The sequence below is a fragment of the Megasphaera sp. DISK 18 genome (genome assembly GCF_001682955.1).
In the GTDB taxonomy this organism is placed as follows: domain Bacteria; phylum Bacillota; class Negativicutes; order Veillonellales; family Megasphaeraceae; genus Megasphaera; species Megasphaera massiliensis.
Genome location: NZ_LUGJ01000047.1, coordinates 1 through 10,811, shown reverse-complemented (window position 1 = coordinate 10,811; position 10,811 = coordinate 1). Strand labels below are relative to the sequence as shown.

The window sequence follows — 10,811 nt, the reverse complement described above, 5'->3', positions numbered from 1 at the left end:
CCAACATTTATTATAGAACCCTTTTTTGTATTCCTATTTTCTATTTAATGTACACGAAAATAGTATTGATTGAAAAAATAACCCATGCTATAATAAGGTCAGAAAGAAGGGGATTTTATGAAGATTGAAGAAGGGACCATTATCGCTATAAAAGAAGCTGGCAGCGCTGAAATCAAAGTTGGCCGCCATTCCGACTGTATCGCCTGCGGCGCTTGTGACGGGGCTGACAATATTGTCGTTACGGCCGTCGATCCGTTAGGTGTCAAAGTAGGGCAGCACGTCCGCTTTGAATTCCGCGATGTCAATATCGTCATCGGTGCGTTTATCTGTTTTGTCATGCCGCTGCTCGTCTGTGCTGCCGGTGCTTTTGCCGGTCATTTCCTGGCCTTGTCCCAAGGCTTTGATACCGTTCAGACCGCTGTCATCGGCGGTGTCATCGGTTTCATGATCGGCGCTGTCGGCGTAAAACTCTTCGACCGCTCGCTGTCAAAAGAAGAATCGTCTAAGCCGAAAATTATTGAAATCTGCTATTAAGGTCATACTGAAAATCGCCCGACCGATGGAAACATCTTTCTTCCACGGCGGGCGATTTTTTGTATATCGGTTGTCATTCAGTAGCTTTGCGGCAAGTCATTTTCGATGGCCAGCTCCGACCCGTCTTTGAGGGTGATGGCCGTGACTTCCAAGATGCTCGTCGTATCGTCGATATTGGCGGAACGGATGAGGGCATACTGCGAAGGAATCAACGGATTGAGGAGAAACTGACTTTCATAGGTGCTCCTTTCAGCCGACGTTGACAGTCGCAGGGGCGACGTATAGAGGACGGCGTTATCGCTCTTGCGGCGCAGGGTATAGACGGCTTTGATGACAGCGATCTGTTCGCGGTCCTGATGAAAGACCGGGGTATAACTCAGGCGGAGAAAGGTTTTGTCCTGGTCGGATACGAGTTTGGCTGATACATTTTGAAGGGTCAATAGGGCGTCTATTTTTTGCCGGACCGGTCTATTGTAGGCGTCGAGTTCATGGTTCATGACGGCTTGCAGGTCACTGATAAAGCCCTTGGCATCGGCAAGGCCTGTAATCCGCCAGGTATCGTCCGGCGTCTTTTCCATGGTGACCGTGCAGGGGACGGAGGCGTCGAGCTGCTCGTTGTAGAGGATAAAGGTGACCGTATTGTCATGGCTCCAGTCGGCGGAATCGAGGTGCCATCCAGAAATCGGAATGGAAAGGCCGGCGCTTTTCAAGGTGTTGCGGAGACTGGTTGCGACGGTGTTGTACTGCTCGTTATCGGTGTTTCCCGCCAGGGTCCAGGTAATATACAGGTCGGCTGCGGAGACGAAGGCCGAACGCAGGGGAGAATGAATGACGCTCAGGACCAGGGACTGATCTTCACGGGCCGTCTTATGCAGGATAAGGGCATCAAAGAATTGACCCGTCAAGGCTTCTTGGTCGACATAGCGGCTGAAGGTTTCGACGTCGCCGTCCTGGACGGAGCGGATGATCTGCTTGGCGGCGTAATCGGGCATCTTCACATAAATCTGGCGGTAGGCGCTAAAGGCGGTTATGATACAGCCTGCAAGGATGAGCAAGGCCAGAACTACTTTGCCGTCCCACAGGGTCAGTACTCTTTTTCTCATAGCATATCCTTTCTAGGGCAGGGTAAAACCTTATTTTCTCATTATACCATAGATAGCCCGTCGGAGTTAGCCTCGTCCCTTTTTTCTTGTCCGAAATCTTCTCTTTTGGTAAGCCGGTGGGGTTAAAATGCCAGGAAGTCTCAAATTATGTTATAATGGTAGCATCATCATCGATAGAAAGGGAGGTTGATGCCTGTGATTACCTTACAGGATGTGAAGTCGGGAACTTCTTACCAGGTAAAAGAAGGAACGACGCTGCAGCAGGTTTACGAGGAATATGGCCCGAAAGGCGATATGCCCATTGCCGCTGCCCTCTATAATAATGAATGTGTCGGCCTCAAGACGAAAGTAGATCAAGACGGCGATGTCGACTGGCTGCCGATTAATTCGATGGAAGGCAATCAATGCCTGATACGGACGGCCATCCTGCTCTTGGTCCGCGCCGTCAGCGATCTCTATCCCAACGGCAAGGTGCTGGTCAAGCATGCCCTGCGAAAAGCCTTGTACTGCGAACTGGAAATCGGCCATACGGTCACCTTCCACGACGTGGAAATGATAAAGACACGGATGCATGAGATTGTCGACCAGGACGAAGGCATTTCCCAGGTCATTGCCAGTACGGAAACGGCCATGGCCATGTGCCGCAACCGCAATATGGAGCGGGAAGCAGAACTCCTTAAGCACGTCGATGTCACCCATATCCTGGCCTATCAGTGCGGGCCGACCTTTGACTACTACATGGGCCCACTCCTTCCCAGTATGGGCTATTTGACCTGCTTTAACCTGCGTCCTTATGCGCCGGGCGTCATTTTGGAAACGCCGACCGTCGGCAATCCCAATGAACTTCCGGAATACAAGGAAATCCCCAAGATGGCCCGTCTCTTTTTAGATGCTGAAGAATGGGGCCGTATCGTCCGCTGCGAATACGTCTATGATTTAAATCATTATATTGAAAACGGTACCATTCAGGACATGGTCGACGTCGCCGAAGCCCTGCAGGAAAAGGAAATGGGCCAGATCGCCGACTATATCGTCAGCCGCCGTCCCAAAATCAAAGTCGTCCTCATCGCCGGGCCCTCGTCGGCCGGGAAGACGACGTTCTGCAAGCGCTTACTGACCCACCTTAGGGTCAACGGCCTGCGGCCTCTGGGCATTTCCCTTGACGACTACTTCTATAATCGGGAAGACACGCCGAAGAATCCCGACGGCAGTTATGATTTTGAATCCCTTCGGGCCATCGACGTCCCCTTGTTCAATCAGCAGATCGATGATCTCAATCAAGGCAAGGCCGTTAAGCTGGCTCGATTTGACTTCGTCACCGGGAAACGCTACTTCGATGATGCGCCGGTTACCTTGGAAGAAGGGCAGCCCGTCGTCGTAGAAGGCCTCCACGCCTTGAATGATTCCCTGACCTATATGCTGCCGCGGTATGAAAAGGTAAAGATCTCCTTAGGCGTCCTGACCCAGATCCGGATCAACGACCACAACCGGATTTCTACGTCGGATACGCGCATCATCCGCCGCATGGTGCGGGATCAGCAGTTCCGTGACCGCGGTCCCATGGCGACCATGGATATCTGGGCCGACGTCCGTCGCGGCGAAGAACAAAACATTTACCCCTATCAGGAAGATGCCGACAAGATTTTCAATACAGCTTTGCCTTATGAACTGTCGGTCCTGAAACCTTATGCCGAACCCTTATTGGAATCAATCGAAAAAGACAGCGTCCACTATGCCGAGGCCCAGCGACTGTTGAAATTCCTGCGTCCTTTTAAGGCCGTCGACGCGTCGGTCGTACCGCGAAACTCCCTCTTGCGGGAATTTATCGGGCCTGAAAAAAGAATTGACAAAGCCTAGTCAGATAGATATAATAGTATAGTCGAGGTAGAAATATGAAACTACAAGTCGAAGAAGCACTAAAAGAAGCGGGGAAGTCATTTCCCTTCTCTTTTGAATGTCCGGCTGCCGAACTGGGTGATGTGGACGAATTTCCTTGGAAAGATGCCACAGTAGCGATCGACGGGACGTATGGATTCGATGGCAATCATATCGTTGTACATGGAAACATACGGGTATCCGGCGGCTACACCTGCAGCCGATGCTTGTCACCGGTATTGGTGGATCGGAATGAAACACTGTCTGAAGTCTATGGTACGGAAGCAGGGCTTCCAGAGGACGTATTGCCCTACAATGGGGAATACATCGATTTGACGGAGACAATTAGAGAAACGTTGATCCTCAGCGAGCCTATGAGGGTGTTGTGCCGGCCTGACTGTAAGGGACTTTGTCCGCAGTGCGGTGCAAACCTGAATGACGGACCCTGTAGTTGTCCTACCGACAATATTGATCCGAGACTCGACGTCTTGGCTCAATTATTACGATCCAAAGAAGAGCGCTAGAAATAACGTACCATGTGATCTAAGGAGGTGCAGACCATGGCAGTACCAAAGAACAGATTATCCCAGACTCGTCAGAAGATGCGTCGCGCAAACTGGAAATTGACAGCACCGGGTTTCGTAGAATGCCCGCAGTGCCACGAAGCAATGATGCCTCATCACGTATGCCCGACTTGCGGCTACTATAAAGGCAAACAGGTTGTCAACAACACAACGGCCGAATAAGGTTGTACATAAAAAAGCCGGTTCATGAACATGGATTCATGAACCGGCTTTTTTGTGTGCTTTTTTATAGGGGAAGCCTGTCTTTTGATATCTGCCTGAAAGGCCGACGGCGTCATTGAATCAGGCCTTGGCCGGTTTATACTCGGCGACCTGTTTTTTTAGGGATTTTAAGAAAGCTTCTGAGGCTCGGGACAGGAGCTGGTATTTTTTCCAGGCGACGACGCAGGAAAGGTACCGGGCCGGCTCTAAGGGGATGTACAGGAGGTCTTCAGCTTGCTGATGGTAGAGGCCGGACATGGCCATGGCATTGGTAAAGCCGTTTTTTATGAGAAAAGAGGCATTTCCGATGAGGTCAAAAGAACCGACGATATTCAGATTCTCTTGTTTGAGAGTGCCGCCGGACCAGGTTTCAAAATCGAAGGAATGATTCGTTCGGCGCGACGATATTAATAGGGGCATGTCGGCTATGATGTCCGGAGTGATGGTCTTGTAATGGCTCCACGGACTGTCACTTTTGGTGATGATGCCGACTTGGTCTCTTTCAGGAAGGGCGATGGATTCAAAGCCTGACGCATCGAAGGGGTCGATGAATAAGCCGAAGTCGATCAGACCGTGGGATAGTTTTTCTTCGACGATGTCGGCGTTGCCCGTAAAGAGGTTGCACGTGACCTGTGGATGCTGGAGGTGGAGGTCCGTAAAAGCATCGGTTAAAAAGTGTGCAATCCGCGTTTCCCCGGCACCGAGGCGGATGCAGCCCGTTAAATCGGTTTGGTCATCGCTGATTTCAGCTTCGGTCTGGCGGACGAGAGACAGGATTTCTTCGGCACGCTGACGAAGATGGATGCCGTCTTCGGTTAACGTGGTATTGCGGTTGGTCCGGATGAACAGTTGTTTTCCCAGTTCCTGTTCCAGATCGGCAATCTGCCGTGATAAGGTCGGCTGGGTAATGTGCAGGGTGTTTGCTGCTTCGGTCATGTTTTCTTCTCTGGCGACGGCCAAAAAGTATTCCAACGTTCGTATTTCCATAGCTACCTCCTCGCATATGACATAATGTATTACTCTTAGTATACGATTTTTTTATGGCCCTTGCAATACATTTAATGAATGACTAGATATTGAATATAACACTTTTACATTCCTAACTGCTTTTGTTAAGATAAGAGTGTCCCAAGGACAGGAGTTCGAAACGTTGAGCAAGGTATTCGCGTCCGTCAGTAAGTTTTTGAGGGAAGCGATGGGAAATCGGATTCCTGGAACACTTTGAAATACAATTAAAGAATGTCTAGGTATTGAATATAACACTTTTACATTCCTGATAATTATTGTTAAGATAAGAGTGTCCCAAGGGACAGGCGTTATACACGTCGAGAGATGAATTCGTTTTCATCGAAAGTTTTTGATGGAAATGTTTGGAAATAAGAAACATGCCTGAAGCGTATGTCTGGAAATAAGATATAAGCTTTTTACATCTCAAGGAGGGTCTGCTAAGATAAGTCCTTGTAAGACAGGCAAGAAGGGAGGCCATGACGATGGAAACAGAATCATGGAAGGATTTAGTCGATGTCGGTTGCTCACCGGACTGTATTGAACAGTACAAGAGACTTACCGACGATGAACAGCGCTTCCTTTACTTGCGTCAGTACCGACGGTACCTGCTGAGTAAGATCCATGACAAGCAGCAGCAACTGGACCGTCTCGATTACTTACTGCATCAGTTAAAAAAGGGAGGCTGATTATGAAAACATTAGTTGTCTATTATTCTTGGTCGAACGGTAATACGCAAAAGATTGCCGAACAACTTCGAATGGCGACGGGCGCCGACATAGCCCGCATTGAAACGGTGAAACCTTATGAAGGCGACTATATGGACGTCGTCAATCAGGGCCAGCGCGAAGTAAACCAGGGCTATAAACCAGAAATCCGGGAGCTTTCCTACGACCTGAAAGACTATGACGTCATCGCCGTCGGAACGCCGACCTGGTGGTACACCATGGCGCCTGCTGTGAAGACTTTTTTGGAAGATCACGATTTTACCGGTAAGACGGTCATTCCTTTTATGACCAACGGCGGCTGGCCGGGACACGTCATCAAGGATATGAAACAGGCCGCCAAAGGCGCTGCCTTCGGACCGTCCATGGAAATTCAGTTTGACAGCAGCGGCGGCAGCGACCTGGTAAGCGATGCCGGCGACATCGACCGCTGGATTAAAGATATTAAACAGAAATACAGTAAATAGGCGCAAGCTTTTAGGAGGGCATTCACATGACATTAGAAGAGCTCAAGAAAAACAGCATCTTTGCTGTTGGCGGAGAAAACGTAGATTATGCACAGTATTTTGACGGCATGAGTTACTTGAATATGCTGTCCCTGAAACAAGTCATCGTCGGAAACGTTACTTTTGAACCGGCTTGCCGCAATCATTGGCACATTCATCACGCCTCAGAAGGCGGCGGCCAGATGCTGTTGGTAACGGCTGGCCGCGGCTGGTATCAGGAATGGGGCAAACCGGCCCAGGAACTTCATCCCGGCGACGTCGTCAACATTCCGGCCAACGTCAAACACTGGCATGGTGCCGCCAAAGACAGTGCTTTCCAGCACCTGGCCATTGAAGTCCCCGGTAAGGATACGAGCACTGAATGGTGCGAAGCCGTTTCCGAAGCCGATTATAATCAGCTTCCGTAAGGCGGTGGCTATGGTTATTAAAGGATATATAAAATTGGTTTTGGCTTTGAGCTTTATGCTGCTGGCCGGAACGCTGTTTATGGGAACGGAAGGAGCCTATGCTATGAGCAACGATACACAATCTAAAAAAGCCGTAAAAATTGTCCAGACTGCCGGTCGCCAGCGTTTAGGGGATTTTGCACCGGATTTTGCCCGCTATAATGATGACATCCTTTTCGGCGAAGTCTGGAGTAAGAACGATGTCCTGGCTTTGAAAGAACGGAGCATCGTCACCGTTTCGGCCTTGATTTCTCAAGGCCTTGTCGATTCATCTTTGAAGTTCCACATGGAAACGGCCAAGAAAAATGGCGTGACCAAAGATGAAATGGTTGAAATCATTACCCAGCTCGCTTTTTACAGTGGATGGCCGAAAGCATGGGCCGCATTTGCCTACGCTAAGGAAGTCTACGGTGATCAGTAAAAGAAAGATTTCTTAATTATTAATGGTAATTATTAATTACCATTAATAATTTTAAGAAAAAAGTTCAAAAGTCAATCCATTGTAATATTGATATATCTCGAAATGTGGAGTATAATACAACCATGCTAAAGATTGATATTGATATTTAATTAGTAATGGTTTTTACATAAAAGGAGAAAAAATTATGAAAAAAGGAATGTTCAAACAAGTATTATCAGCTATGGTCTTAACGATGTCCCTGGCCGGCGGCGCCGCTTTCGTTTCTGCCGATTCGGTTCAGTTCAATGAAAATGGTGATTACAAAGCAGCTGTTATCGAAACGGTACCGACGGCTTCGATGCAGTCCGACTTCCGCGGCTACAGCGAAAACGGAAGCTACCAGGCCGCCATTAATAAAAACGTACCGGCTGCTGTAAAGCATGCTGACGTTCGCGGTTTTAGTGAAAATGGAAGCTTCGCTGCAGCTTCTGCCTTTGAGAAAAATTAATAATCTCGTAACGACGAGTTCATATAGATTGAAAAGATTCCAACCACTCGGCAGCAGGCCATTGGTTTTTAGATAAAAAGGAGATAAAAAAGATGAAAAAAGTAATGTTTAAACAAGTATTATCCGATATGGTTTTGACCATGTCCCTGATCGGCGGCGCTGCCTTCGTTTCGGCGAGCTCCGTTCAGTATAGCGAAAACGGCGACTATCAGGCAGCTATTAACTTGAATGTACCGGCTGTAACCAAGACGGCTGACTTCCGTGGCTACAGTGAAAACCGTGACTACCAGGCTGCCATCAACACCAACGTACCGGTTTCCGTAAAGAGCGATAATGTTCGCGGCTACAGCGAAAATCGTGATTTCGTCGCAGCATCTGCTTTCGACAACAACTAACGTGATTGCATAAAACGATATATTATAAAATTAGAAAATTCTGACCATGCGAATGATGGTTTTTATATAGAAGGAGAGATCTATTATGAAAAAGAACTTTTTTAAACAAGTATTATCGGCAATGGTTTTAACAATGTCTTTGGCTGGCGGCGCTGCCTTCGTTTCGGCTAATTCCGTACAGTATAGCGAAAACGGCGACTACCAGGCTGCTGTTAACCTGAGTGTACCGGCTGTGACCAAGACGGCTGACTTCCGCGGCTACAGCGAAAACAGAGATTATAATGCCGCCATTAACCTCGATGTCCCGGCTGCTGTAAAGAGCGTCGATTCCGTTCAGTACAGCGAAAATCGTGACTACGTTGCAGCATCTGCTTTCGACAACAACTAACCGCTTTACAGCAAGACGCATTGATCGACTAAGAAATTTCAACTACTTATCTCGTAACAACGAGTGTACATAGATTTAGAAAAATCCAACCACTTGGAGCATCCAATGGTTTTTATATAGAAGGAGAGACCTATTATGAAAAAGAACTTTTTTAAACAAGTATTATCGGCTTTAGTTTTGACTATGTCCTTAGCCGGCGGTGCCGCTTTCGTTTCGGCTGACTCTGTTCAGTATAGCGAAAACGGCGACTATCAGGCCGCTGTCAATTTAAGTGTACCGGCTGTTTCTAAGAGTGATGATATTCGCGGCTACAGCGAAAACAGAGATTATAATGCCGCCATTAATCTCGATGTCCCGGCTGCTGTAAAGAGCGTTGATTCCGTTCAGTACAGCGAAAATCGTGACTTCGATGCCGCTCCAGCTTTTGACAATTAATAACAGATAGTGTACAGTTAGGGTACACCTTTGAAATTATTATAACCATCAGGCTCAGCCCTTGGTTTTGATAGATAGCATCAGGCTGTTTGTGCCGTAGAAATGATGCTCCTTATTGAGGATAACTTATGTTTTTTCGTAAGGTAAAAAGGAGGAAATAACGATGTTAGGAAATTTTGCGTACCACAATCCGACGAAACTTTATTTTGGGGACGAGTCCTTAGACTTTTTAAATAAGGAATTGCCGAATTATGGCGAAAATGTCGTCCTGGTCTATGGCGGCGGTTCTATTAAAAAGAATGGCGTCTACCAAGATATCATGGATATTTTGCAGAAGAATGGTAAGAAAGTCGCTGAAATTTCCGGGGTCATGCCCAATCCGACGCTTGAAAAGTTATACGAAGGTATTGAAATTGCCCGCAGCCATAAGGCTGATTTCCTCTTAGCCGTCGGCGGCGGTTCTGTCTGTGACTACACGAAAGCCGTAGCCGTTTCGGTTCACTGCGACGAAGATCCTTGGGATAAATACTTTATCCGCTTTGAAGAACCGACTTGTCCTATCGTGCCCTTGGGCTGTGTCCTTACCATGGCCGGTACGGGCTCGGAAATGAACGCCGGCTCGGTCATTACCAACAGCGAAACGAAGCAGAAAATCGGTCACGTCTTTGCCAGTTCCGACGCCATGCCGAAGTTCTCCATCCTCAATCCACTCTATACCATGACCGTACCGGATTATCAGATGAAGGCCGGCATGTTCGATATCTTCTGCCACATCTGTGAGCAGTATTTCTCCGGCACCGACGATGCGACCAGTGATTATCTCAGCGAAGGCCTGCTCCGCTCGGTCATCCATTCCAGCCGCATTGCCATCAAAGATGCCAAGGATTACGAAGCTCGCAGCAATATTATGTGGTCGGCTACGTGGGCCTTGAATACCCTCCTGTCCTGCGGGAAACCCGGAGATTGGATGGTCCACATGATGGGCCAGGCTGTCGGCGGTTATACCAATGCGACGCACGGCATGACCTTGTCGGCCGTGACCCTGCCGTATTACCATCATATTCTTCCGTACGGCCTGCCGAAGTTTAAACGCTTTGCTGAAAATGTATGGGGTGTACAGCCTGAAGGCAAAACGGATGAACAGATCGCCCGCGAAGGCCTCGACCGCATGGAAGATTGGATGAAGGAAATCGGCGTCGTCTTGTCGATTCGCGACTTAGGCGCTGACGAATCGATGCTCGACGGCATTGCCGACGTCACCATGATTCTTCGTGGCGGCTATAAAAAACTGGACCGCCAAGAACTTATTGATATTTTCAAAGCCAGCCTGAACCGCAAGGCATAAATCAGTACTATCGACTAAAAAAGGGTTCGCATGACAGTTGTTGTTTCATGCGAACCCTTTCTATCAGAGGTTATTTGGTGTATTCTGTACGAGGTTTTGGCCCAGATCATATGCCTGTTTCAGACAGATGGGGCCGGCCTTTTCCTGGTAAGCTTTCTTGTCGCTTTCCGAGAAGACCGACGATTCATATTTCGAGTAATCGCTGAATTGCAGTGTATCGTAGGCCCAAAGGGTCTTCGGAGGAATGCCGAGAATGCGGTGGGCAAAGTCTTCCTGAGCTTCTATGTTTTGGGGCAGGTGGAATTCTTTCGCCTGTTCTTCCGTGACGTTCATGGTATAGATTGAACTGCTACCCGTCAAG

The 10,811-nt window shown here is 48.3% G+C and carries 15 protein-coding genes and 1 pseudogene; 13 read left to right on the top strand and 3 right to left on the bottom strand.

The features are described from left to right. Positions 1–117 precede the first annotated feature (117 nt). Positions 118–534 carry a SoxR reducing system RseC family protein gene (locus A0U42_RS09825; protein ID WP_044504970.1) on the top strand — a complete coding sequence of 139 codons (417 nt, stop codon included), beginning with the start codon at positions 118–120 and terminating at the stop codon, positions 532–534. Between the two features lie 77 nt (positions 535–611). Here A0U42_RS09825 and A0U42_RS09820 read toward each other — a convergent pair whose 3' ends face one another. Continuing rightward, positions 612–1,637 carry a hypothetical protein gene (locus A0U42_RS09820; protein ID WP_065360820.1) on the bottom strand — a complete coding sequence of 342 codons (1,026 nt, stop codon included), beginning with the start codon at positions 1,635–1,637 and terminating at the stop codon, positions 612–614. Between the two features lie 195 nt (positions 1,638–1,832). On the opposite strand from A0U42_RS09820, the gene A0U42_RS09815 reads away from it, so the two are divergent. From A0U42_RS09815 to rpmF, 3 genes are read left to right on the top strand one after another with little or no spacing between them, the layout of a single operon-like run. Next, a complete protein-coding gene (locus A0U42_RS09815; RefSeq protein ID WP_065360819.1) occupies positions 1,833–3,494 on the top strand; it encodes a nucleoside kinase in 1,662 nt (553 codons plus the stop codon). Positions 3,495–3,529: 35 nt separating this feature from the next. Continuing rightward, positions 3,530–4,036: a DUF177 domain-containing protein gene (locus tag A0U42_RS09810; protein WP_044504967.1), complete on the top strand. Its 507-nt coding sequence runs from the start codon at positions 3,530–3,532 to the stop codon at positions 4,034–4,036. Between the two features lie 36 nt (positions 4,037–4,072). Then, positions 4,073–4,258, top strand: a complete 186-nt coding sequence (rpmF, locus tag A0U42_RS09805; RefSeq protein ID WP_044504966.1) for a 50S ribosomal protein L32 — start codon at positions 4,073–4,075, stop codon at positions 4,256–4,258. A gap of 120 nt (positions 4,259–4,378) precedes the next feature. Here rpmF and A0U42_RS09800 read toward each other — a convergent pair whose 3' ends face one another. Then, positions 4,379–5,284, bottom strand: a complete 906-nt coding sequence (locus A0U42_RS09800; RefSeq protein ID WP_065360818.1) for a LysR family transcriptional regulator — start codon at positions 5,282–5,284, stop codon at positions 4,379–4,381. Positions 5,285–5,787: 503 nt separating this feature from the next. Here A0U42_RS09800 and A0U42_RS09795 point away from each other — a divergent pair. The 9 genes from A0U42_RS09795 to A0U42_RS09755 all read left to right on the top strand — a co-directional run bounded on the left by A0U42_RS09795 (position 5,788) and on the right by A0U42_RS09755 (position 10,450). Next, positions 5,788–5,991, top strand: a complete 204-nt coding sequence (locus tag A0U42_RS09795; protein ID WP_065360822.1) for a hypothetical protein — start codon at positions 5,788–5,790, stop codon at positions 5,989–5,991. Positions 5,992–5,993: 2 nt separating this feature from the next. Next, positions 5,994–6,494, top strand: a complete 501-nt coding sequence (locus A0U42_RS09790) for a flavodoxin (RefSeq protein ID WP_255304163.1) — start codon at positions 5,994–5,996, stop codon at positions 6,492–6,494. Between the two features lie 26 nt (positions 6,495–6,520). Continuing rightward, positions 6,521–6,940 carry a cupin domain-containing protein gene (locus A0U42_RS09785; protein ID WP_065360816.1) on the top strand — a complete coding sequence of 140 codons (420 nt, stop codon included), beginning with the start codon at positions 6,521–6,523 and terminating at the stop codon, positions 6,938–6,940. A 10-nt stretch (positions 6,941–6,950) separates the two neighbouring features. After that, complete coding sequence (locus A0U42_RS09780) at positions 6,951–7,400, top strand: carboxymuconolactone decarboxylase family protein (protein WP_083122522.1); 450 nt, start codon at positions 6,951–6,953, stop codon at positions 7,398–7,400. A gap of 184 nt (positions 7,401–7,584) precedes the next feature. Next, positions 7,585–7,887, top strand: a complete 303-nt coding sequence (locus tag A0U42_RS09775; RefSeq protein ID WP_065360815.1) for a hypothetical protein — start codon at positions 7,585–7,587, stop codon at positions 7,885–7,887. Between the two features lie 92 nt (positions 7,888–7,979). Next, on the top strand, positions 7,980–8,282 hold the full coding sequence (locus A0U42_RS09770; RefSeq protein ID WP_065360814.1) for a hypothetical protein: 303 nt from the start codon (positions 7,980–7,982) through the stop codon (positions 8,280–8,282). Between the two features lie 85 nt (positions 8,283–8,367). Further along, positions 8,368–8,670: a hypothetical protein gene (locus tag A0U42_RS09765; protein ID WP_065360813.1), complete on the top strand. Its 303-nt coding sequence runs from the start codon at positions 8,368–8,370 to the stop codon at positions 8,668–8,670. 135 nt (positions 8,671–8,805) lie between these two features. Next, positions 8,806–9,105, top strand: coding sequence for a hypothetical protein (locus A0U42_RS09760; RefSeq protein ID WP_065360812.1), 300 nt, complete (start codon positions 8,806–8,808; stop codon positions 9,103–9,105). A 163-nt stretch (positions 9,106–9,268) separates the two neighbouring features. Next, positions 9,269–10,450: an iron-containing alcohol dehydrogenase gene (locus A0U42_RS09755; RefSeq protein WP_065360811.1), complete on the top strand. Its 1,182-nt coding sequence runs from the start codon at positions 9,269–9,271 to the stop codon at positions 10,448–10,450. Between the two features lie 63 nt (positions 10,451–10,513). On the opposite strand, the pseudogene A0U42_RS11660 reads toward A0U42_RS09755, so the two are convergent. Beyond that, a pseudogene (locus A0U42_RS11660) lies at positions 10,514–10,811 on the bottom strand (flavodoxin family protein); the annotation flags it as partial.

Bases quoted from the DNA above. Each gene is read 5' to 3' on its own strand.
- A0U42_RS09820 (WP_065360820.1), bottom strand. From the start codon at position 1,637: ATGAGAAAAAGAGTACTGACCCTGTGGGACGGCAAAGTAGTTCTGGCC.
- A0U42_RS09800 (WP_065360818.1), bottom strand. From the start codon at position 5,284: ATGGAAATACGAACGTTGGAATACTTTTTGGCCGTCGCCAGAGAAGAA.
- A0U42_RS09765 (WP_065360813.1), top strand. From the start codon at position 8,368: ATGAAAAAGAACTTTTTTAAACAAGTATTATCGGCAATGGTTTTAACA.
- A0U42_RS09755 (WP_065360811.1), top strand. From the start codon at position 9,269: ATGTTAGGAAATTTTGCGTACCACAATCCGACGAAACTTTATTTTGGG.
- A0U42_RS09770 (WP_065360814.1), top strand. From the start codon at position 7,980: ATGAAAAAAGTAATGTTTAAACAAGTATTATCCGATATGGTTTTGACC.
- A0U42_RS09775 (WP_065360815.1), top strand. From the start codon at position 7,585: ATGAAAAAAGGAATGTTCAAACAAGTATTATCAGCTATGGTCTTAACG.
- rpmF (WP_044504966.1), top strand. From the start codon at position 4,073: ATGGCAGTACCAAAGAACAGATTATCCCAGACTCGTCAGAAGATGCGT.
- A0U42_RS09790 (WP_255304163.1), top strand. From the start codon at position 5,994: ATGAAAACATTAGTTGTCTATTATTCTTGGTCGAACGGTAATACGCAA.
- A0U42_RS09785 (WP_065360816.1), top strand. From the start codon at position 6,521: ATGACATTAGAAGAGCTCAAGAAAAACAGCATCTTTGCTGTTGGCGGA.
- A0U42_RS09760 (WP_065360812.1), top strand. From the start codon at position 8,806: ATGAAAAAGAACTTTTTTAAACAAGTATTATCGGCTTTAGTTTTGACT.
- A0U42_RS09825 (WP_044504970.1), top strand. From the start codon at position 118: ATGAAGATTGAAGAAGGGACCATTATCGCTATAAAAGAAGCTGGCAGC.
- A0U42_RS09780 (WP_083122522.1), top strand. From the start codon at position 6,951: ATGGTTATTAAAGGATATATAAAATTGGTTTTGGCTTTGAGCTTTATG.
- A0U42_RS09810 (WP_044504967.1), top strand. From the start codon at position 3,530: ATGAAACTACAAGTCGAAGAAGCACTAAAAGAAGCGGGGAAGTCATTT.
- A0U42_RS09795 (WP_065360822.1), top strand. From the start codon at position 5,788: ATGGAAACAGAATCATGGAAGGATTTAGTCGATGTCGGTTGCTCACCG.